The organism is Streptomyces lusitanus, from assembly GCF_042647945.1.
Lineage (GTDB): Bacteria > Actinomycetota > Actinomycetes > Streptomycetales > Streptomycetaceae > Streptomyces > Streptomyces pseudogriseolus.
The window spans coordinates 222,994-242,963 of record NZ_JBHRWL010000019.1; the positions used below are offsets into that span (position 1 = coordinate 222,994).

Below are 19,970 nucleotides of genomic sequence, written 5' to 3' on the forward strand. Positions count from 1 at the left end.
GGCGTCCGTCGGTGTGGTCAAGGCGAGGGCGCGTGGCGGCCGGCGCCCTCGGCACGGGCACACGCCCACGCGGACACCAGGGACAGGGCCTGAGCCTGGGTCAGCCGGGGGTCGCACAGCGTGGTGGACCGGTGGCCGGCGAGGCCGAGTTCCGAGGCGTCCGCCACGCATTCGAGGATGTCGTCCGGGGTGGTCTCCAGATGCAGCCCTCCGTCGGTGCCGCCGGCGCACGTCACCGCCTCGCAGAACTCCCGGACCTCCCGGGCCATGACGTCGAGAAGGCGGGTCTTCACGCCGCGCGGTCCGACGACGGTGTTCCCGTGCATGGGATCGCACAGCCAGATCACCGGGTGCCCCTCGGAGCGCACCTTGCCGACCAGTGCGGGCAGCCGGTCGGCCACCAGGCCGGCTCCCATCCGAGCGATCAGGGTGAGCCGTCCCGGTTCCCTGCCGGGGTCGAGCCGCGCGCAGAGTTCCAGCACCTCGTCAGTGGTCGTCAAGGGGCCGACCTTGCAGGCGACCGGGTTGACGACGCCCGCGAGCAGCGAGACATGCGCGCCGTCCACCTGGCGGGTGCGCTCCCCGATCCACGGCCAGTGGGTGGAGCCCAACCAGGACCGGCCGTCGTCGGCCCGGCGGACGAGCGGCTCCTCGTAGTCGAGGAGCAGCGCCTCGTGGCTGGTCCACACCGTGCGGTGTGCGGCGTCGGCCCGGCGTCGTGCGACGTGCCTCATCGCCTCCCGGGCCGCGAGGTAGCCCATCACCACCCGGAGAGGGTCGGGCCGGCGGCTCTCCGGGTCCGGGGCGGGGCCGTTGACCATGTGCCCCCGGTAAACGGGGAGGGTCAGCCCGCCCACCTGCTCGGCGGGGTTCGAGCGCGGCTTGGCGAACTGACCGGCCATCCGGCCGACGGTCAGCGCCGGCACGCCGGTGGCGGTTTCCGCCGCCTCCGCCAGCCGGTCGAGCAACGCGGTCTTGCGGTCGATGTGCTCCCGGGTGCACTCGGCCGGGTCCTCGGCGCAGTCACCCGCCTGGACGACGCAGGACCGGCCTGCGGCGACCCTGGCCAGCAGTCCGCGCAGTGCGAGGACCTCCTCCACGTCCACCAGGTGCGGCTGACGTGCGAGGAGTGCGCGCACCGTGCGGGCCTGACCGGGGTCTTCCCACCGCGGCTGCTGCCGGGCGGCGGGGCCCGCGGTGTCCGCCGCGGGCCCCGCCTTCAGGGGCGAAGTGGTCATGTCGGTATGCCCTCGCGCCTGATCTGCGGGACGGGGATGCCCAGGGCCTCGAACTGCCGGCACGGGTTCATGAACTCCCGCTGCCGCTTGATCTTCCCGTTCTCGAAGAGGAACGAGTGGATGAAGTGGTTCCGGTAGTGGCCCTCCGGATACCCCGGGAAGAGGATCTTTCCTTCCCCGTTGCACTCGACCCAGAACTGGTCGGGGTCCTGGGTGTCGAAGATTTCGACGTCCGTCCACACCCAGTCGGGGAAGCAGCGCAGGGACCACACCGCGTGCTCTCCGAGCCGGTCGCGGCCCCGGATGACGATCGGGGCGCCGCTGTCGGAGGTCCACAGACCCCCGATCCCGTCCTCGGTGAAGAGCAGATGCCGCTTGAGCCGGTCCTGGCCGCGGGTGTTCATGTACTGGGCGACGACGGCCCGGTTGCGGGCGCGCCGCTGTGCCTCGTCGGTGGGGACCTCGGTGTGCGTGGTGTCTGCGGTCATGGCGCCGTTTCCCTTTCGTGCGTCGTGGACGGATGAACCGCGGAGCGGGTGGCCGCGGGAGCGGGCAGGGGCAGCGCGGCCACGTCGGTGGTGCCGTCGGGGCGCGTCGGCATCCTGTCGAGGACGACCACGGCGGCGGGCCGGGCGTGGCCGGGGAGCCGCTCGTCGAGCCAGGCGCGCAGGTTCGCGGCGAACCGGCCGGCCCGGTGGGCGACCGCCGGGATCTCGGTGAGCGCGGGCGCCGGGTCGTCGACGGCGTACCGGTGCACACCGTCGAGAGCGGTGTCCCCGGGAGGTACGAAGACCGCCTCGAAGGCGCCCGGGTCGTCAGGGGCGGGGGTCAGCGCGAGGCGCAGCCCCGCGTCGCCCGCGAGGCGGGTCAGCGTCTCGGGGTCCACCGCTGCCGGGTCCTGTCGGGTCAGCGCCGAGCGAGCGGCTGGGGCGTCGCCCTCGGTGAGGGCCCTGCGGGCGGCGATCTCGCCCGTGAGGCGGGCGTTGGGGATGCCGGTGACCCGGAGCGGCAGGGGGGAGGTCGCCAGCCGTTCGGCCAGTGTCTCCGGTCCGGTGACGTCCTTGCCCCAGGCCAGCGATGGGCAGCCGGACACCTCGGTCACCTCGGCGGGGGCCTTGCGGAGCACCACGTCGTACCGATGCCGCGACATCTCGTTGTGGAAGGGGGTTCGCTGGAGTTGGACGTCGACCGCCGCGACGCCGAGGCCGGCCTCGGCCAGTCGTGCGAAGAAGCCGGGGTGTACGAGGAGTTCCTCGTCACGGACGCGGCTCTTGTCCGCCGAGGCGGCCAGGGCGGCGGCATCGGTCCCCTTGCGGCGGTGCAGGGTGACAGCCGTGTGGAAGTACTCGACGGTCCGCAGGTCGCGCACGTCGCCGACGAAGAGGGCGCCGCCCGGCGCGAGCAGTCCCAGAGCCCCGCGCACAACCTTCTCGAGGTACTCGCCGCTGGGGAAGCACTGGCTGACGGAGTTGAGGACGACGGTGTCGAAGTAGGCCTCGGGCAGCCCGTCGACGACATCGGCGGCCTGGGTGCGCAGGGTGACGCGGTCGGCGAGTTCGCGGCGCTCCTCCACGTGCCGGGCGAGTTCGTCGACGGCCGGGCCGGAGAAGTCCGTGCCCCAGTAGCTTTCGCAGTCGGCGGCGAGCCGGGCGAGGAGCAGTCCGCTGCCCACACCGATCTCCAGGACACGCCGTGGCCTCAGTTCGCGGATGCGGTCGACGGTCGCCGCGCGCCACCGCGTCATCTGCTCCACGCCGATCGGGCGGCCGTCGTAACTGCTGTTCCAGCCCGAGAAGTTCTCACCGAAGGGCTGGGCGGGACCTGAGGTGTAGACCCGGTCGAAGATCTGTTGCCACTCCTCGACCTGGGCGGCCTCCCGCTCCTTGTCGCCGGCCGATGCCGGCACCGCGTAGGCGACGAGCTCGGTCTCCTCCGGACGGCCGGGGCGGGGGCGTGCCACTACGGCCGCCCGAGCCACCGCCTCGTGCCGGGCGAGGACGTCCTCGACCTGGCTCGGTGGGAAGTACGGTGTCGCGGTCATGCCTCTCGCTTTCCTGTGTGCGGGCCCCTGCCGGCGCCCCGTGGTCAGTCGCGGACGACGGACTTGCTGCGCATGAGGAACTCCCCGAGGTACCCGTCGTGGGGAAGGCCGGGGTCCATGAAGTAGGTACGGTGGCTGCCCACGTGAACGTTGGCGATACCGGGCTCCGCCAGCAGCCGGTCGACCAGCGTGTCGTCCCGCGTGATCGCCGTGACGACGAGACTGTCCCGCAGAGGGGCGATGCCGTCCTCGGGGGTCCACGGCGCGACCCAGACGCACGGGAAGGGCAGCTCCACGGCGGCCTGCGGGGCGTCGGGCCGGACCAGCTGATGCACGGCGGGGAGCAGGGCAGCACTGCCGTCGCCCAGATCGTGGACGATGCCGTTCCCCCCGAGCCACGACCGGGTGCCGACCGCCGTGCGGAGCAGGTGCGCCTCGATCGCCCGTGCGGTGCGGAGGGGCTGGACCGGCAGTACCGCCCCGTCGTCCTCGGGCGGCAGGCCGGTCAGCGAGCCGAGCCGCTCGGCGAGGGCGGCGCAGAGCGCGGAGGGGTCCCCCTCGACCAGCACGGCGGTGGCATTGACGCACCCGGCGCCGCCGTGCGCGCTCACCGAGTCGACGATGGTGTCGAGGTGTTCGCGCCAGTCCGTGTCGGCGGTCACCACGATCTTCGTGCGGCCGGGTCCCTGGAGGAGCACGGTCGGACGGCCCGCGTACCGGCGGACCACGTCCGCCCCGCCGTACACCAGGCCGCGGTCCGCGTTCCGCAGCAGGCTGTCCGCCGTGTCGTGCCCGGTGGGGAGGAGGGTGACCTGGTCGAGCCCGAAGCCGGCCAGGTGCAGGGCGGTGACCAGCCGCTGCGGGGTGAAGGGGTCACGGCGGGAGGGACGCACCGCGACCCGGTAGCCGAGGGCCAGGGCCTGGGGCCAGAGGCTGTGCGTGCCGGGGTGGTTGCCGGGCGCGTGGACGGCGAGAACCTCCCCGCGTCGGGCCCACACGGCGGCCCCGGTCAGGGCACGGGGATCGTGCCAGTCGTCGACGGTGCCGGCAGGCCGGGACGCGCGGACGGATTCGTCGACCCGGGCCAGCCGTTCGGCCGTGGAGCGCAGCGCCGCGCGGACCACGGCGACCGGCGTGCCGGCCACCCGGCTGACCGCGTGAGCGTAGGCCTCGGGCGGGAGCCCGGCGACGGTGTCCTCCGCGAAGATGCGGGCCGCCCGCACGATCGCGGCGATCCGCTCGTCGGCGGGCAAGGGCTCCGCCCGGCGCATCGCCCGCAGCGTGCGGTCGGCGAACAGGGCCGGGATCAGGCTCAGTTCGGCCACCTCCCGGCCGCTGACATCGGTGACCGGGCTGCGGTGCAAGGAGCGGTAGGGCCCTCGCGTGCCGAGTGCGTCGATGCCGATCGGCGCGGAGAGCGGAGCGCCCATCAGTAGACCCCCTCGATGACGGTCTCCTGCTCGAACACCTTGACGGGGGCCAGGTCCGCGACCGAGTCGCCGGCGGTGCCCTCCGGAGCGGCGACGCGGGTGGCCAGGTCGCGCTCGAGGTTGTTGGGGAGCAGGAAAGACTTGCTGACGTGGTGGACGACGATCTGCCCGCGCCGGCCGTACTCGACCGGGGACAGTGTGTCCGGGTCGACCACCGAGAAGGTCACCTCGGGTCCGGCGGCATCGAAGACGCAGGGCTCGTCGGGGGCGAGACCAGGGCGTTCGCCTGCCGTTCCCAGCATCATGGTGCTGCCGTAGTTGCCGACGAGGACGGTCCCGGGGAAGACCTCGGTGCGGTAGAGGAACCGCGAGTCCGGGTCGAGCTGGGTACCGCCCCAGCGGATGGCGCGCACCTTCTCGTTGACGAGGGCCACCAGGTCGTCCCGCCGGGCGAGGCGTTCGAGCAGGGGCGGGGTGACGGTGAGCACGCCGATGTCCTGCGTGCGCAGCACGTGAGCGGCCTGGTCGAGAAGGTGTTCGACGTAGGCGTCCGCCTCCTCGTGCGCGCCTCGCGCGATGAGCCGCTTCACCCAGCGCGGGTCCAGGTCGACGGCGAAGCCGTGACGGCCGTGGGAGGTGGCCTGCCGCCGGAAGAACTCGCCGACCAGGTGCGGCCCGCCGGGCACGATGCCCAGCCAGTTGGCGCCGCGGGGGAACCCGTGGGCGTCCAGTTCGGCGTCGCTCGTGGCGAGCGCGCGCTCGAGCCGGTCGCGCAACAGCACCACCCGCTTCGGCGCCCCCGTGGTGCCCCCGCTCTCGAAGACGCCGGCCACGTCCGGGCGCGTGCCGTAGCCCCGCGGGATCAGGTCCTCGACCCGGACGTGCCGCAGTTCGGCGGCCACGTTGGGGAACAGGGCGAGGTCCTCGAGGGTGCGCACGTCCTCGCGTGGATCGAAGTCGAGCCTCTTGGCCCGGTCCAGCCAGAAGGGGCTCCCGGTCTCCTCCCCGAAGTGCCACTCCATCGCCGCCCTGACGAAGGTGCCGGTGTCGGGGCGCTCGTCGCCCGTGGCGTCCAGGATGTGTGCGGCGTCCGTCGCCGTGGTCATGCCCGTCCCTCTCAGATCTGGAAGATGGTGGCGCCCCAGCGCCCGGCGGAGATGCCGCAGAGGACGACCACGTCGCCGGACCGGACCTCGCCGCGTTCGAGCTGGAGGCCCAGGGACAGCAACTGGTCCGCGGCTCCCATGTGCCCGTGGTCGGGGGCGAGCTCCGCGTTGGTGCGCTCCAGGGGTATGCCGAGCGGTTCCGCGATGGCGGCGATGCTCGCCGCGCTGTCGTTGAGGTAGATCAGGTGTGCAAGGTCCTCGCGTCCTATCCCGGCCCTGGCGCAGGCCGCGTCAATCACCTCGGCGAGCAGGGCGTACCGGTCCTCGATGAAACGGTGCAGCTTCTCCGGCCGGTCGGCGAACTGTTCGCGGATGCGGTCGTGTCCTCCGGGGGCTTTCCGGCTGGACCAGCCGGAAGGCGGGAGCGGGGAGGCGGCGCCGCCGAAGTCGACGCGCAGGATGTCGCAGTGCTCCGGATCGGTGAACTGCTCGGTCCCCAGCCACCGGTTGGCCGGGTGGCCGCGCCTGATCACGACGGCCACGGCGGCGTCGCTGAGCACGGTGTTGACCAGGTTCATGCGGTTGCGGTGGAACTCGCTGGTCCGGTTGACCGCGACGAACAGCGCGGTGCGCGTCTCGGGTTGCAGCGCCAGCGTGGACGCCACGTAGTGCAGGCCGTGCACTCCGGCCCCGCATCCCTCGTGAAGCACCAGCGTCTGGGTGCGGGTGATCTTCAGCTCGCGCGCGAGCGCCGCGGCACCGTCCCAGGCCAGATACTCGGGGATGTCCGGCCCGGCCAGCACGAGGAGGTCGATGTCGTCGGGGGTCAGGTCCGCCTGCTCCAGGGCCTGCCGGGCAGCGCCGGCGGCCAGGTCGGTGGCCTGGACATCATGCGGCGCCCGGTGGAAGCTCCGGTAGCCCCAGTGGAGGACGCGGGAGGGGTTGTCGACGTACTCATGGGCGACGGCCGCCACCTCGGTTTCTTCGCCGAACGCGTAGCCGAAGGCGGCGATGCCCATGTCGACGGCGGGCCCGGTCATCGTGCGCCCTCCTCGTTGCCGGCGGCGGACACACGGGAGGCCAGCTCGGCCGCGGCGGTGGCGAGGTCCTCCTCGAAAAGGATCATCAGGTCGTAGTCGGCGCCCAGGAGGTCCATGGCCTTCCGGGTCAGCCTGACCGCGAGGATGGAGTGCCCCCCGAGGTCGATGAAGTTGTCCTCCGGAGTGACGTCCGGCTCGTCGAGGATCTCGGAGACCCATTGCAGGGTCAGCTTCTGGACGACGTCGGTCATCCGGTCGGCGGTCGGTCGTCCGCTCATCGGTCTCGTCCTCTTCTCTCTTCCCACAGCCGGGCGGTCTCCGCCCGGTCAACCTTTCCGTTGGTGGTCCGCGGCAGCCGCTCTACGGCCTCGAATCCGGTGGGCTGCATGTAGCTGGGCAGCAGCTGTCTGACGTGCCGCCGCAGGTCCCGCGGGTCGCACGAGGACTCCCCCGCGGCCGGGACGTAGGCGCACACCAGCCGGTCGTCACCGGGTCCGAAGCTGCGGACCCACACCACCGCGTTCGCGACCTGGGGGTGCGACTGGACGGTCGCCTCGATGTCGCTGAGCTCGATCCGGTAGCCGCGCACCTTGACCTGGAGGTCCGCCCGCCCGTGGGAGACCAGGTCGCCCGCCGCGTCGAGGCTCACAAGGTCGCCGGAGCGGTAGTAGCGCAGGGCCGCGCGGCCGTCGGGGGCTGGACCGTCGACGAACCGTTCCGCGGTCAACTCGGGCCGGTTCAGGTAACCGCGGCTGAGCTGGGGGCCGGACAGCCACAACTCGCCCTGCCGGCCGCGCGGTACGTCGCTCCCGTCGTCGGCGACGACGCGGAAGGTGAAGCCGGGCAGCGGGCGGCCGATGACGGACCGTCCCCGGTCGACGTCGTCCTGGGTCACCTCGTGGTACGTGGAGTGCACGGTCGTCTCGGTGATCCCGTACATGTTGACCAGCGTCGGCCGGGCGAGCCCGTGGAGTTCGACCCACGGCCGCAGAGAGGCGGGCTGGAGCTTCTCGCCGCCGAACACCACGTAGCGCAGGTCCCGCAGGCGCACCCCCTTCTCGCAGGCCACGGCGGACAGCTCGCTGAAGGCGGTGGGGGTCTGGCTCAGCACGGTGATGCCGTGACCGGCGATCCACCGCAGGCACTCCTCGGGCGAGCGCGCCGTCCAGTGCGGCATGACCACCAGACGGGCGCCCGTGGACAGCGCGCCCCAGATCTCCCAGACGGAGACGTCGAAGGCGAGGGAGTGGAACAGCAGCCAACGGTCGTCGGGAAGGAACGCGAACCGCTGCCCGGCGCCCGCGAGCAGTGCCAGCACCGCCCCGTGGTGGACGGGCACCCCCTTCGGCCGGCCGGTGGTGCCGGAGGTGTAGATGACGTACGCCTCGTCGTCCCGCCCCGGCCGCGGCAGGCCGTCACCCGGCACGCCCGGCGCCGGTGTGCCGGACAGCGCGGTGATCTCCCGCGCGCCGACGACCGGCACGTCCCCGTCGGCGCAGCCCTCGGGGTCGCCCACGAACGCGACCACGCCGGCGTCACGCACCAGGAACTCGTTGCGGGCACGCGGGTTGCGGATGTCGAGGGGCACGTAGGCGGCGCCGGTCCGCAGGATCCCGAGCACCGCCGCCACGGCCGCGGCGGTCGGCGGCATCCGCAGGGCGACACGGTCGCCGGGGCGCACCCCGCGGGACCGCAGCAGGGCGGCGATCGAACGGGTCCACTCCTCGAGCCGCCGGTAGGTGAGGCTTCCGTCCTCGGCCACCAGGGCCGTCTCGCGGGCACGGGTGGCGGCGCTGTGCTCGAAGGCCTCGGTGAGGCTCGCCCACCCGTCGTACGCGGTGGCGTCCCGGCCCATCACCGCACCTCCTCGAGCGCGGCGGCCCGCACGGCCGCGGCGAGCCGGACCACTCGCCGCGCCTGGACCCGGGCCGCGTCCCTGGTGACCGCGTCCACCGGGCGGGTGCGTCCCTCGGTGCTGTGCGCCGTTCCGTACGGGTTGCCGTCGACGAACTTCTCCGGACTGGTGTAGCCGGGAGCCACGACGATCCCGCCGAAATGGTGGAAGGAAGTGATCAGGGCGAGCAGAGTGGCCTCCTGGCCACCGTGACGGCTGCTCGTCGCGGTGAAGGCGCTGTACACCTTGTCGGCGAGCAGTCCCTTGCGCCAGGGCTCTCCGAGGCTGTCGAGGAAGTGCTTGAGCTGCGCGGAGACGTTCCCGAACCGCGTCGGGGAGCCCAGGATGACCGCGTCGGCCCACAGCACATCGTCCACCGCCGCCTGAGGTACGCCGAGCGCTGTCCCTGAGGGGGCGGCGGCCGGCGCGGGGCGGGCGACACCGGGCACCGGTAGCTCCCCGATGCCCGCGACCTTCCGCAGCCGGACCTCGGCGCCGGCCTTCTCCGCCGACTCCGCCAGTTCGCGGGCCATTTCTTCCACGGTCCCGGTGGCCGAGTGGTACACGACCGCCAGGCGCACGGGCCTGATCATGTGGTGACTCCGATCGAAGGGAAGGGCGGCCGCCGGGACGTACGGGCGGACGGTCGCCGAAGGCAGGGCCTCCGGGGCCGCGGCGGCCGGAGGAGGGTCAGGGCTGGAGCCGTGTGACCTGCCAGACGCCTGCCTGCTTCCGGTAGCTCAGCCGCCGGTGCAGCCGGTCGGGGGCGGGCGCCCAGAACTCGGTCTCGGCCGGGCGCAGCAGGTAACCGGCGAAGCCCTGCGGGCGGGGCAGCGCTCGTCCGGTACGGGCGAGCCGTAGTGCCTCCAGCCGGAGTCGGGACACGTCCGCGAGCGGTTCGCTCTGGCGCGACGCGGTCGACATGGCGTGCAGCGGCGTGGGCCGGGCGTCCCACAGGGCGTCGGACTCCTCGGCGGACAGTTCGGTGACCGGGCCGGCAAGGGACATCTGGCGGCCGGTCTCCCTCCAGTAGAAGAGCGCGGACGCCCAGTTGTTCACCGCCAGCTCCCGGCCCTTGCGGCTTCCCCGGTGAGTGGTGAACAGCAGCCCGTCGGCGCTCAGTTCGGAGAAGGTGATGACGCGGCTGGACGGCCGTCCCTCGGCGTCGGCCGTGGCCAGGGTCAGGGAGCGGGGCTCACGGGCGCCGCTGCGGACGGCCTCGTCCATCCAGCTCAGCACCAGACCCATGGGGGTCGGCGGAGGGGAGAGGTACTCAGGGAAGTCGAGGTCGGTGTCGGCGGTCAACGACTCAAAACGAGCACTGTCGGCATGGCTTCGCTGCATCGCGTCCTGCTCCCTAGACCCGGAGGACGCCTTGGGCGGCAACGACACCGTGGCCTCTGACATGCACGGTCTCCACATGGTCGTCCGCTCCTTCGGCGGTGGCGGTCATCAGTGAGGGCCGGCCCATCTCGACGCCCTGCAGGATTTCGATGTCCTGGCCGTACTCGGCGAAGCCGTGCCGTGCGAGATGGATCGCCAGTGGCCCCGCGGCCGACCCTGTGGCCGCGTCCTCCACCACCCCGTACGCCGGGGAGAACATCCGCGCACGCCAGGAAGTGCCGTGCCCCGCGAAGCAGTTGGCGGCCATGTCGGGGAACCGGGAGAGGGCCTTGTGATCCGGGTGCAGTGCGGACAGCTCGTCCACACCGGGCAGGCCGACGAACACGTGACGCGGTCCGTTGCGGTAGATCTCCACAGGAGCCGTAGAGGACTGCACGCCCAGCGCCCGCAGGAGTGCGCCGGCGTGTTCGTACGGTTCCCAGACGGGCGCGGGCTGGCGCATCCGCACCGCCACCGGGCCGTCGTCCCGAGTGCCGTCCAGATCGCACGGGATGGTCCCCATGGCCGTCTCGACGGCGAGCCTGTCCCGCTTGAGCGTCACCCCCAGAGCGACCGCGGTGCCGAGCATGGGGTGGCCGGCGAAGGGCAGTTCGTTGACCGGGGTGAAGATGCGGATCCGCACGTCACCGGACTTCTCGGGGGGCAGCACGAAGGTGCTTTCGGAGAGGTTCATCTCGCGGGCGATGGCCTGCATCGTCCTCGCGTCGAGGTCGGCGCAGTCGAGGAAGACGGCCACGGGATTGCCTTCGAGCGGTGAGCGCGCGAAGGCGTCCACGATCAGGTAGTCGTGCATGAGAACTCCCGGCGGGTGAGGAGGGGTCAAGACGCGCGGGGAACGGCGGGCCCGGACCGTCCGTCAGACGAAGACCGGTCCGAGCCCGTGCAGGGCGGGCAGGGAGTGCACCCCCTGCACCGTCGCCTCGACCTCGAACCTCTCGCGCACGGTCGGCGGCCTGCCCACCAGCTCGGCGGCACGGTTGGGCGGCAGCCCCTCGGCCGGGCGGTCCGTCTCCCAGAGCATCACGGCGCCCCAGCGGTTGCCCGGCCGGTCGGCCACCCACGCCTTCAGCAGCAGTCCTGGTACCTCCGCCCAGACCCCGGCCGCCTCCTCCCGCAGGTGTGCGCGCAGCGAGTCGATGGTCTGGCCGGAGCCGTCCAGCTGCCACCAGGCGATGTCGATCATCATGTGTTCAGCACCCCGCGGAGAGCTTCGGCGACGATGCGGGGGCCGTCGACGGTGAAGACGGACTCCGCGTGGAACTGCATGGAGGCGAAGCGCTCTGCGCGCAGCGCGTGCACCTCCTGGGTGATCCGGTCCCGGCTCACCTCGACCGGTCCCACTCCGGGGGGATCGATCTTGTCCTCGGCGCTTCGCGCGGCGTAGGAGTTGTAGAAGCCGATCCGTTCCGTTCTGCCGAACAGGTCGATCTCCCGCTGGACTCCCTGATGGGGGACGGGCCTGGCGGCCACCTCGAGTCCGAGCCGCAGGCTGAGCACCTGGTGGCTCAGACACACGGCGAGGAAGGGGCGCCGGCGGGCCAGCAGGACGTCGACGGCGCGTCCCAGGGCGGCGATCCGCGGATCGTGCCGGGCGCGCGGATCGCCGGGGCCCGGTCCCAGCACGACCAGGTCGGCGTCGTCGACGTCGTACGCCTCGTCGCACCGTCGGACGGTCACGTCGAGGCCGAGTGCGGTGAGCTGCTGGGCCATCATGGCGGTGAAGGAGTCCTCCGCGTCCAGCATCAGTGCCTTCCGGCCGGCCACGCCCTCGGTCCGCCACCGCCGGCCTGGTGCGTCACGCAGCCAGAAGTCCGCGATCCGCGCGTTTCTCCGGGCCAGTGCCGCACGGACGAGGGGGTGACCGGCGAAGCGGGCGCCGCCGTCCGGGGTCCAGGCCGAAAGCAGGCCGGCCGCTTTGGCGCGGGTCTCCGCGACCTCGGAGGCGGGGTCGGAGTGCCGCACGAGCGTGGCCCCCACGTCGATGCGCATCCTGCCGCCGGGGGAGATGTCGGCGGTGCGGATGAGGATGGCGGAGTCGAGTGCGCGCTCCCCGGCGGCGTCGCGGCCGATGAGGGCCGCGACACCCGCGTAGTAGCCGCGTCCGGTCGGTTCGTGGCGCCGGATCACGCGCGCCGCGTTCTCCAGCGGACTGCCGGTCACGGTCGGGGCGAACATGGTCTCGCGGAGGATCTCGCGGACGTCGCGGCTGGTCCGGCCCTCGATGAGGTACTCGGTGTGCGCGAGCCGGGCCATCTCCTTCAGGTAGGGCCCCACCACGCGGCCTCCGCCGTCGCAGATGCGTGCCATCATCTTGAGTTCCTCGTCGAGCACCATGTAGAGCTCCTCGGTCTCCTTCCGGTCGGCGAGGAACTCGGTGATGCCGTCCAGCGTGGGCCCCGTGGCGGGGTAGCGGTAGGTGCCGCTGATCGGGTTCATCACGGCGGTCCCCCCGGTGAGCGAGAGGTGCCGCTCGGGTGATGCGCCCACCAGGGTTCTGTCCGCGGTGCGGATGACGAAGGTCCAGTAGGCGCCCTGTTCGTGGCTGAGCAGCCGGTGGAACAGGGTGAGGGCGGTGCGCGGCGACGGGTCGTGGAGTTCGGCCACGAAGGAACGGCGGATCACGAAGTTGGATCCGGCACCGGTGCCGATCTCGTCGCTCAGGACCCGCCGGACGATGTCGGCGTACTCGTCGTCGGTCGGCTCGAAGCGTCGCCCGGTGAGGCTCACGGGCTCCGCCGGAAGACGCCTCAGCACCTCCCCGAGCGGCAGGGTGTCCTGCCGGTCGACGGTGACGGCCACCAGGGGCACGCCGTCGTCGTGCGCGGCGTATCCCCTCTCGCCGATCTGCCGGTACGGGACGAGGACAAGCGCCTCGTGCCGGGGGCGACCGTGTGAGGAAGGCGCCGGCAGGGGGACGTCCGCCAGGCTGCCTGGCGTGGTCACTTCCCCGGTCAGGACGTCGACGGCCCCCGGTGTCCCCGACTCCGGCCGGTGCAGCAGGGCGAAGACGGGCTCCTCCTGACCGAGAACACGGTCCAGGAGGTCACCGCCTGCCCGGATGGACCCGCTCACCGGAAGACCTCCTCGGTGAGCCGCAGCGTTCCGCACCTCTGGGCCACGTAGTCCATCGCGAGGCGGTGCCGTTCGGCGGAGAAGTCCCCCACCGCGTCGGCCGCCAGGAAGACCTGGATGTCGTGGGTGAACGCCTCGATCGCGGTGGCCAGGATTCCCACGTGGGCGTAGACGCCACACAGCACCAGCTGGTCACGGCCCTCCCCCGCCAGCCATTCCAGGAGTCCCGAACGGTGGAAGGCGCTGTACCGCCACTTGACGAACCTCCGGTCCCCGGGCTCGGGTGCCAGTTCGGGCACCACGTCCCGGTCGGCGGCCTCGGAGCGCATGCCGGGGCCCCAGAAGTCCTTGAGGAGACCGCGCTCCTCCTCCGTCATCCGCCCCGGCTGCGCGGTGAACGCGACAGGTACGCCGAGGGAGGCGCAGCGCTTGCGCAGCAGACCGGCGTTGGCGACGAGGCAGGAGCGCAGCGGCTCGGGGAAGGCGTCCACGAAGTAGCCCTGCATGTCGTGGACGAGCAGCACCGCCCGGTGCGGGTCGAGGGTCCAGTCCACGACGTTCGCCGGGATGTCCTCCCGGGTGGGCAGGGTGTAGGACTCGATGGGCAGGATGTCAGGCACAGTGCCCTCCTTCGTCGGTTGTCCGGCCGGTCGCTCAGACGAGGAGACTGATGTCACGGGGGTCCTGGCCGACCAGTGCGCGGCCGTAGACCTGCTGCGGGATCCCCATGCCGAAGCCCGCGTGCCGGCTGCCGACGTGGACGTCGCGCCAGATGCGCTGCAGGGGGCTGGACTCAGCGAAGGCGGAGGATCCGTAAGCGGTCATCAGGATGTCGACGGCCTCACGGCTGAGTGTCATGACGTGGGTGGACTCCATCCGGGCGCGCGCCCGGGTCACCAGATCGGGATTGGTCCCCGCGGCGGCGTGGGCGTCGATCCGGTCGGTGAGGGACAGGGCCAGCAGCCGGGCGGATTCGATCTTCGCGGCGGCCTCCGCGAGAAGGCTGCGGAAGGCGGGTGAGGCTGCCTGGTTCTCGTAGGAGGAGCCGGCCACGGGGCGGTGCGGCGCCTGCTCGCGCACGTGGCGGAATGCCGCGTCGGCACCGCCCACGACCGACCCGATCAGACCGATGGAGAAGATGCCGGTCAGGCTGTTGCGGTAAGCGTGGCCGGGGTCCACCAGCCCGTCCGTCTCGCCGTGCAGAACCGGCAGGTAAGGCAGCAGGCGGTGCCGGGGCACGAAGACGTGGTCGGCCACCACGGTGTGGCTGCCGGTTCCGCGCATGCCGGTGAACCGCCAGGTGTCCTCGACGGTCAGCTCTCCCATGGGCATCAGGGCGAAGTGGGGCGTCGGACGGCCGGAACCGTCGTCGACGAGGACCAGGCCGCCCATCCAGTCGGCGTGGAGGCAGCCGGAGGCGTACCCCCACCGGCCGTCCACGACGATGCCACCGGGGGCGTTCTCTACGGTGCTCACCGGCCGGCCGAGCACCAGGGCCGTGCGGGCGTCGGGGTTCTTCCCCCACACCTCTTCCTGGGCCCGCTCGGGGAACAGCGACACGACGAAGTTGCCGGCGTTGATCACTCCGGTGACCCAGGCGGCGGAGCAGCAGCCCCGGCCCAGCTCGATGGCGACCTCGATCAGTGTGCGGGCATCGGCCTGGTGCCCTCCCAGTCGCCGCGGTGTCATGAGCCGCATCAGTCCCGCCTCGGTCAGGCCGTGGACGGTCTCCTCAGGCAGCCTGCGCTCCCGGTCCGCCTGCTCGGCGCCCTCCCGGAGCACGTCCCTCAGTACGGCGGCCCGGGCAGTCGGTCCGGCGCCGTCCACGGACGGGGCGTCGAGGGTGTCCTCGGTGTTTCTCATCGCGTTCTTCCTCTCAGTCGCCCTGGGCGGCGCGCGCCAGGGAACTCCAGCGTTCCCAGGTGCCGAGGCGGTCCTCGTACACCGCTTTGACGGTCGGCAGCACTGTGTCGCCGAGCAGCACCCGCAGCGGTGGGTTCGGCGCGTCGACGATGTCGAGCAGGGGGCCCGCGGTCGCCTCGGGATCCCCGGGGGGCGAGCCGGCCGATGGCGGCTTCGCCACGTCCGCGTAGACGGGACCCGGGTCGGCCCACACCGCCGAGTCCCCCCGCCAGTCGGTGCGGTAGGGGCCGGGTTCCAGCAGGGTCACGCGGATGTCGAAGCGGGCGACTTCCTGGGCGAGGGCGTCGGACATCCCTTCGATCGCCCATTTCGACGCGTGGTAGAGGCCCAGCATCGGCCAGGACGCGAGCCCCGCGATGCTCGAAACCTGAATGATGTGCCCGGAACGCTGCTTCCTCATAACGGGCAGCGCTGCCTGGGTGGCCCAGAGGGTGCCGAAGAAGTTCGCGTCCAGCTGGGCGCGCGCCTGTTCCTCGCCGACGGTCTCGACGGGGCCGAAGAGGCCGTATCCGGCGTTGTTGACCAGGACGTCCAGCCGCCCGAAGTGTTCGGCAGCGGCGGCGACCGCGTCCCGGGTGGCCTCACGGTCGCGGACGTCGAGCCGGAGGGGCAGCACAAGGTCCCCGAACACGTCGGAGAGGTCGGCGATGTCGTCGACGTCCCGGGCGGTCGCCGCGACCCGGTCACCGCGTTCCAGCGCCGCTCTAGCCCATACCCTGCCGAACCCACGGGACGTCCCGGTAATGAGCCACACCTTACCGGACAAGGAATTCCTCCCGAATGGAAGTAGGAAAGCAGAAATTCTTCGGAGTCCGGATCGACCGGAGGGACCGACAGCTATTCAGCATGATGACCGCCGTCGTGTCCACACCCCCATGAGGTCCGCACGGCCTCCCATGCCGGGCACCGTGTCCGAGTGGGGAATTTCCCCGGTCGGACACCGACCCCGCCCCCTTTGCACGGAGGGCGCGAGGAGATACCCATGAACGGGTGCGAGGAAATGCCCGGCACCCGGTCCGGCGTCCTGCGCACCGTTTACCAGGAGGTTTCTCGCTCGTGACTGGTTTCGACTACGCAAAGGCCGACTTCAACGCCGTCTACGCGGGCGGCGAGCTGCTGCCGGGCGCCGCCATCAGAAGTGTTCCGTGGGACATCGGCGAGGTGCAGCCCGCCGTGGTGCGACTGGAGGAGGCCGGCCGCTTTCGCGGCGAGGTCCTCGACGTGGGCTGCGGCCCCGGGGACAACGCCGCCTTCCTGGCCGGCCGGGGCCACCGGGTGACCGCCGTGGACGCCGCCTCGATCGTCGTCGAGCAGGCCCGGACCCGCACCAAGGGGTACGACATCACGTTCGCGGTGGCGGACGCGACGGTGCTGGCAGGGTTCGAGGACCGCTTCGACAGCGTGCTGGACAGCGCGCTGTACCACACGCTGAGCGCGCCGGACCGGCGCGCGTACCTGGCGGCGCTGCACCGGGCGACCAGGCCGGGCGCGCTGCTCAGCATGCTCTGCTTCGCGGACGTCCCCGGCGGCATGCCGGCCCCGCTCGCGGTGTCCGAGAACGACCTGCGCGCGGGACTGGCCGAATCGGGCTGGGAGGTGACCGAGGTGTCCGCGGACGAGTACGCGGGCGCCGCGGCCCCGATGGCGACGTTCTTCGAACGGACAGGCATGCGTCCGGAACTGGACGGCAAGGGACGTACGCGGCTGCCGGTCTGGAGGGCCCTCGCTCAGCGGTCGTCCGTGACGGGCCCCCGGTCATGACGCTGCGCGCGTTCCCCCTTCTGACCTCGGCCGATGTGGAGGCTGCCGCGGAGTTCTACGCACTCCTGGGTTTCGTGCGACACCACAGGCACCCGGCCGAGGGGACTGTGTCCTTCGTGACGCTACGGCGCGGAGCGACCGAACTGGCCATCTCCGCGGAGGCGGCGGACGCTTCACCGGACGCCTCGGGGGCCTCCCGGTGGCGGATGTTCGTCTTCGTGGAGGACGTGGACGCGACGGTCGAGCGCCTGGCCGCCCGCGGCGTCGCCGTACTGAGCCCGCCCGCCGACATGCCGTGGGGCGAGCGCGTGGCCCTGGTCGCCGATCCGGAGCACAATCCCGTCGCCCTCGCGTCGACTCCCCACACCTGACAGCGGTCGTTCCCGCGAGGCACCGAAAGGATTCAGCCTCTCAAAGGCCCATCGGCAAATGCTTGAAAATGCGCTCTTGAGGAACAAGTTCGCATCTGCTGAAATAACCCTGCGGGAAGCAAGGAAACCTCAGCGTAACCAAGCGCCGAATTCTGCATGGCCGTACAAGCAGGGGTAAGGAGTTCCGCACGTGGTCCCCCAGGGAAGTCAGCTCGTCCCCCCAGTGACAACCGAGAAGACATTCCGCCAGAGAGCTGCCCCCACGCACCGCATCATCACATCAGGCCGGGTTTATCGGGTTCCCACGGAGTCGGTCGCACAAGGCGAATCTCCCCGCTCGGCGGGCATCGACCGGGAGCATGTCCGGATGTTGGCCAACTCTGGGGAAGGAACCCTTCCCCCGATCCTGGTCCACAGCTCGACCATGGCGGTGATCGACGGCTTTCACCGGCTCGAGGCCGCGCGGCTGAACAGGTCACCGGTCATCGACGTCGAGTATTTCGACGGGTCTTTGCAGGAGGCTTTCCTCCTGGCCGTCGAAACGAACGTGCGACACGGCCTCCCCCTGTCCCTGCAGGACCGCAAGGCCGCCGCCAGGAAGATCCTCAGCGCCTTCCCGGAGTGGTCGGACCGTGCCATTGCCCGCCGCGTCGGGCTGGACCACAAGACGGTCGGCGCCCTGCGCAACCGGCAGCCGAAGGAGGCGGCCGCGACGGGGAGCCGGATCGGTCTCGACGGACGGTCCCGCCCCCTCGACGCATCCGAGGGACGCCTGCGAGCCCAGGAGATCATCGCGCAGAACCCTCAGGCCTCGCTCCGGGAGGTCGCCCGGTCGGCGGGCATTTCGGTGGAGACGGCCCGGGACGTCCGCACGCGCATGCAGCAGGGCGACATACCCCGCGGAGGCAAACAGGGCGGGCCGAACACCGCCCTGCGCCCGCCCTCGCAGGTGGAAGTCGTCAGCGCCCTGAAGTCGCTGAAGAAGGACCCGGCCGTCCGCTACAGCGCCGGCGGACGTGCACTGGTCCGCTGGCTCGAGTCCCGCCTCCTCAACACCGAGGACGCCGAACGCTTCCTGCAGATTCCGGCGCACCAGGTGGCGACGGTCGCGGCCATGGCGCGCGAGGTCGCGGCCCAGTGGACCGAGATCGCCCACCAGTTGGAGAACCGTCGCGACACGCCCCGGTGATGCCGTAGGAGCGGACGCGCCGGAGAGCCCGAGCCGTTCAGTGGCCCAGCCCTCCGGCGTCCCGTCGCCGCCGTCCGCGGCCGGCGCTCCCGTCATCGGGCCGGTTCGACGTTCTGGTTGTTGCGGAACAGGTTGTTCGGGTCGTGCACCGCCTTCACCGCCGACAGCCTCGCCAGAACGGCATCCTCGTAGAGTTCGGACCGGAAGTCGTCGGCGGCCCTCGTGCCGTACACGAAGTTCAGCGCCCGGCCCATCGTCCACGGCGCCACCGCCTTGTCGATCCGCTCATGCGCGGCGCGGACGTCGGACAGCCCGTCCTCGTCCGGCGAGGACAGCACGCGCAGGATGTACTGCGCGTCCCGGAAGGACACCGCGTTGGGCACCTGGGGCTCCCGGGCCAGCGCGCCGCCGAGGTGCCGGAGGTCCACGATGCAGGGCACCGGTGCGTCGGCGCCCGCAAGCTCGCGGACCGCGTCGAGCACCTCCGGGGCGAGTTCCCTCAGCAGCACGCTGTTGCCGTCGTAGTGGTGGGAGAAGTCGGGCTCCCGGTAGATCGATCCCGCCGCGCTGTACGGGAGTTCGCCCAGGTGGTCCAGCAGAACGGGGGCGACCTCCCGCCAGGGCCGGACGAGCTCCGGTCCGGCCGCGAGGTCGGTGGTGGCGAACCGGACGTGCACGACGTGCCTGCCTCGCAGCGCCTCGGGGAAGACCGGGATCGGCGGGTACCCGATCATCCCGACCGAGGAGGTCATCGTCTCCGGCAGCGTCGACGTCCACTCGCGGAAGAACCCGAAGACCTCCTCGGCGTGCTCCGATCCGAAGAACAGGCCACCGCCGTAGATGCGGCCGACGGGCTGCAGGGCGATCTCCAGCGAGGTCACCACGCCGAAGTTGTCCCGGCCGCCGCGCACCGCCCAGAACAGGTCGGGATCGCTGTCGGCGGTGACGTGCCGCAGCTCGCCGTCGGCGGTGACGATGTCGACGGCCTGGACATGGTCGGCGGCGTATCCGAACTCGCGTGCCAGCAGACCCAGTCCGCCCGCCAGCGTGTAGCCCGTCACCCCGACATGGCCCGCGGAGCCGCTGGGCGGGACGAGGCCGTGGGGCTCGGCGGCCTCGACCACCTGCGCCCAGCGCGCGCCCGCCTGGATCGTGGCACTGCGGCTCCCCGGATCGATGGTCACGTCGTGCATCCGCCTCGTGGAGATCACCACGCCGCCCTCGTTGACCACGGTGATGCCGTGGCCGGTGCCGCGGACGGCGAGCGGCAGACCGTGGCCGGCGGCGAAGCGCACGGCCTCCTGCACGTCCCCGGCCGTCTCCGCGCCGACGACGACCGCCGGCCGGTGCGTGAACCCGGCCTGGAAACCCTTGAGTTCCTCGTCGTACCCCTCTTGGCCGGGGACGAACACCGGTCCCTTCGTCCGTCGTGTCAGCCCCGAGACCTCGTCCCGCATCTCTTCCGTCGCCATCCCAGTGTCCTCAGATCGTGCTCGTGCCG

Annotated in this window: 20 protein-coding genes; 3 read left to right on the forward strand and 17 right to left on the reverse strand. The window is 71.8% G+C overall.

The genetic code is table 11. From position 1 onward, the window contains the following. Positions 1-17: 17 nt before the first annotated feature. The 16 genes from ACFOSY_RS26490 to ACFOSY_RS26565 form a co-directional block, all read right to left on the reverse strand. The gene (locus ACFOSY_RS26490) at positions 18-1,238 is read right to left on the reverse strand and encodes a 3-deoxy-7-phosphoheptulonate synthase (RefSeq protein ID WP_394311302.1); all 1,221 of its coding nucleotides are present in this window, start codon (positions 1,236-1,238) and stop codon (positions 18-20) included. Next, on the reverse strand, positions 1,235-1,726 hold the full coding sequence (locus tag ACFOSY_RS26495) for a PhzA/PhzB family protein (RefSeq protein ID WP_394311304.1): 492 nt from the start codon (positions 1,724-1,726) through the stop codon (positions 1,235-1,237). Before ACFOSY_RS26495 ends, ACFOSY_RS26490 begins: the two co-directional genes overlap by 4 nt. Further along, positions 1,723-3,279 carry a class I SAM-dependent methyltransferase gene (locus tag ACFOSY_RS26500; protein WP_394311306.1) on the reverse strand — a complete coding sequence of 519 codons (1,557 nt, stop codon included), beginning with the start codon at positions 3,277-3,279 and terminating at the stop codon, positions 1,723-1,725. The genes ACFOSY_RS26495 and ACFOSY_RS26500 overlap by 4 nt, the downstream gene beginning before the upstream one ends. Positions 3,280-3,323: 44 nt before the next feature. Then, the gene (locus ACFOSY_RS26505) at positions 3,324-4,709 is read right to left on the reverse strand and encodes an aldehyde dehydrogenase family protein (protein WP_394311308.1); all 1,386 of its coding nucleotides are present in this window, start codon (positions 4,707-4,709) and stop codon (positions 3,324-3,326) included. Further along, positions 4,709-5,815 carry a phenazine antibiotic biosynthesis protein gene (locus ACFOSY_RS26510; protein WP_394311310.1) on the reverse strand — a complete coding sequence of 369 codons (1,107 nt, stop codon included), beginning with the start codon at positions 5,813-5,815 and terminating at the stop codon, positions 4,709-4,711. The genes ACFOSY_RS26505 and ACFOSY_RS26510 overlap by 1 nt, the downstream gene beginning before the upstream one ends. Before the next feature lie 11 nt (positions 5,816-5,826). After that, positions 5,827-6,855 (reverse strand): 3-oxoacyl-ACP synthase III family protein, encoded by a 1,029-nt coding sequence (locus ACFOSY_RS26515; RefSeq protein ID WP_394311313.1) that lies wholly within the window; start codon positions 6,853-6,855, stop codon positions 5,827-5,829. Further along, positions 6,852-7,133, reverse strand: a complete 282-nt coding sequence (locus ACFOSY_RS26520; RefSeq protein ID WP_394311315.1) for a phosphopantetheine-binding protein — start codon at positions 7,131-7,133, stop codon at positions 6,852-6,854. Before ACFOSY_RS26520 ends, ACFOSY_RS26515 begins: the two co-directional genes overlap by 4 nt. After that, the gene (locus ACFOSY_RS26525) at positions 7,130-8,710 is read right to left on the reverse strand and encodes an amino acid adenylation domain-containing protein (RefSeq protein ID WP_394311317.1); all 1,581 of its coding nucleotides are present in this window, start codon (positions 8,708-8,710) and stop codon (positions 7,130-7,132) included. Before ACFOSY_RS26525 ends, ACFOSY_RS26520 begins: the two co-directional genes overlap by 4 nt. Beyond that, positions 8,710-9,342, reverse strand: a complete 633-nt coding sequence (locus ACFOSY_RS26530) for a flavodoxin family protein (protein ID WP_394311319.1) — start codon at positions 9,340-9,342, stop codon at positions 8,710-8,712. Before ACFOSY_RS26530 ends, ACFOSY_RS26525 begins: the two co-directional genes overlap by 1 nt. Before the next feature lie 97 nt (positions 9,343-9,439). Next, positions 9,440-10,093, reverse strand: coding sequence for a phenazine biosynthesis FMN-dependent oxidase PhzG (phzG, locus tag ACFOSY_RS26535; protein ID WP_394311321.1), 654 nt, complete (start codon positions 10,091-10,093; stop codon positions 9,440-9,442). 13 nt (positions 10,094-10,106) lie between these two features. Further along, a complete protein-coding gene (locus ACFOSY_RS26540) occupies positions 10,107-10,946 on the reverse strand; it encodes a PhzF family phenazine biosynthesis protein (RefSeq protein WP_394311324.1) in 840 nt (279 codons plus the stop codon). A gap of 63 nt (positions 10,947-11,009) precedes the next feature. Further along, positions 11,010-11,339: a hypothetical protein gene (locus ACFOSY_RS26545; protein WP_394311326.1), complete on the reverse strand. Its 330-nt coding sequence runs from the start codon at positions 11,337-11,339 to the stop codon at positions 11,010-11,012. Then, positions 11,336-13,225, reverse strand: a complete 1,890-nt coding sequence (locus tag ACFOSY_RS26550) for an anthranilate synthase family protein (RefSeq protein WP_394311329.1) — start codon at positions 13,223-13,225, stop codon at positions 11,336-11,338. The genes ACFOSY_RS26545 and ACFOSY_RS26550 overlap by 4 nt, the downstream gene beginning before the upstream one ends. Continuing rightward, positions 13,222-13,845, reverse strand: coding sequence for an isochorismatase family protein (locus tag ACFOSY_RS26555; RefSeq protein ID WP_394311331.1), 624 nt, complete (start codon positions 13,843-13,845; stop codon positions 13,222-13,224). Before ACFOSY_RS26555 ends, ACFOSY_RS26550 begins: the two co-directional genes overlap by 4 nt. A gap of 34 nt (positions 13,846-13,879) precedes the next feature. Next, complete coding sequence (locus ACFOSY_RS26560; RefSeq protein ID WP_394311333.1) at positions 13,880-15,088, reverse strand: acyl-CoA dehydrogenase family protein; 1,209 nt, start codon at positions 15,086-15,088, stop codon at positions 13,880-13,882. 13 nt (positions 15,089-15,101) lie between these two features. Continuing rightward, the gene (locus tag ACFOSY_RS26565) at positions 15,102-15,914 is read right to left on the reverse strand and encodes an SDR family NAD(P)-dependent oxidoreductase (protein WP_394311335.1); all 813 of its coding nucleotides are present in this window, start codon (positions 15,912-15,914) and stop codon (positions 15,102-15,104) included. Positions 15,915-16,204: 290 nt separating this feature from the next. Here ACFOSY_RS26565 and ACFOSY_RS26570 point away from each other — a divergent pair, with 290 nt between their 5' ends. The 3 genes from ACFOSY_RS26570 (at position 16,205) to ACFOSY_RS26580 (ending at position 18,469) form a co-directional block, all read left to right on the forward strand. Then, on the forward strand, positions 16,205-16,909 hold the full coding sequence (locus ACFOSY_RS26570) for a class I SAM-dependent methyltransferase (protein WP_394311337.1): 705 nt from the start codon (positions 16,205-16,207) through the stop codon (positions 16,907-16,909). After that, a complete protein-coding gene (locus tag ACFOSY_RS26575) occupies positions 16,906-17,280 on the forward strand; it encodes a VOC family protein (protein ID WP_394311340.1) in 375 nt (124 codons plus the stop codon). The genes ACFOSY_RS26570 and ACFOSY_RS26575 overlap by 4 nt, the downstream gene beginning before the upstream one ends. 223 nt (positions 17,281-17,503) lie before the next feature. Further along, on the forward strand, positions 17,504-18,469 hold the full coding sequence (locus tag ACFOSY_RS26580; protein ID WP_394311342.1) for a ParB N-terminal domain-containing protein: 966 nt from the start codon (positions 17,504-17,506) through the stop codon (positions 18,467-18,469). 92 nt (positions 18,470-18,561) lie between these two features. Here the strand turns inward: ACFOSY_RS26580 and ACFOSY_RS26585 are convergent, their stop codons facing one another. Further along, the gene (locus ACFOSY_RS26585) at positions 18,562-19,941 is read right to left on the reverse strand and encodes an FAD-binding oxidoreductase (RefSeq protein ID WP_394311344.1); all 1,380 of its coding nucleotides are present in this window, start codon (positions 19,939-19,941) and stop codon (positions 18,562-18,564) included. Between the last annotated feature and the right edge of the window lie 29 nt (positions 19,942-19,970).

Excerpts from the sequence above, each read along its gene's own strand:
- ACFOSY_RS26495 (WP_394311304.1), bottom strand. The coding sequence starts at position 1,726 with ATGACCGCAGACACCACGCACACCGAGGTCCCCACCGACGAGGCACAG.
- ACFOSY_RS26500 (WP_394311306.1), bottom strand. The coding sequence starts at position 3,279 with ATGACCGCGACACCGTACTTCCCACCGAGCCAGGTCGAGGACGTCCTC.
- ACFOSY_RS26530 (WP_394311319.1), bottom strand. The coding sequence starts at position 9,342 with ATGATCAGGCCCGTGCGCCTGGCGGTCGTGTACCACTCGGCCACCGGG.
- ACFOSY_RS26585 (WP_394311344.1), bottom strand. The coding sequence starts at position 19,941 with ATGGCGACGGAAGAGATGCGGGACGAGGTCTCGGGGCTGACACGACGG.
- ACFOSY_RS26515 (WP_394311313.1), bottom strand. The coding sequence starts at position 6,855 with ATGACCGGGCCCGCCGTCGACATGGGCATCGCCGCCTTCGGCTACGCG.
- ACFOSY_RS26545 (WP_394311326.1), bottom strand. The coding sequence starts at position 11,339 with ATGATGATCGACATCGCCTGGTGGCAGCTGGACGGCTCCGGCCAGACC.
- ACFOSY_RS26520 (WP_394311315.1), bottom strand. The coding sequence starts at position 7,133 with ATGAGCGGACGACCGACCGCCGACCGGATGACCGACGTCGTCCAGAAG.
- ACFOSY_RS26525 (WP_394311317.1), bottom strand. The coding sequence starts at position 8,710 with ATGGGCCGGGACGCCACCGCGTACGACGGGTGGGCGAGCCTCACCGAG.
- ACFOSY_RS26490 (WP_394311302.1), bottom strand. The coding sequence starts at position 1,238 with ATGACCACTTCGCCCCTGAAGGCGGGGCCCGCGGCGGACACCGCGGGC.
- ACFOSY_RS26560 (WP_394311333.1), bottom strand. The coding sequence starts at position 15,088 with ATGAGAAACACCGAGGACACCCTCGACGCCCCGTCCGTGGACGGCGCC.
- ACFOSY_RS26510 (WP_394311310.1), bottom strand. The coding sequence starts at position 5,815 with ATGACCACGGCGACGGACGCCGCACACATCCTGGACGCCACGGGCGAC.
- ACFOSY_RS26575 (WP_394311340.1), top strand. The coding sequence starts at position 16,906 with ATGACGCTGCGCGCGTTCCCCCTTCTGACCTCGGCCGATGTGGAGGCT.
- ACFOSY_RS26540 (WP_394311324.1), bottom strand. The coding sequence starts at position 10,946 with ATGCACGACTACCTGATCGTGGACGCCTTCGCGCGCTCACCGCTCGAA.
- ACFOSY_RS26505 (WP_394311308.1), bottom strand. The coding sequence starts at position 4,709 with ATGGGCGCTCCGCTCTCCGCGCCGATCGGCATCGACGCACTCGGCACG.
- phzG (WP_394311321.1), bottom strand. The coding sequence starts at position 10,093 with ATGCAGCGAAGCCATGCCGACAGTGCTCGTTTTGAGTCGTTGACCGCC.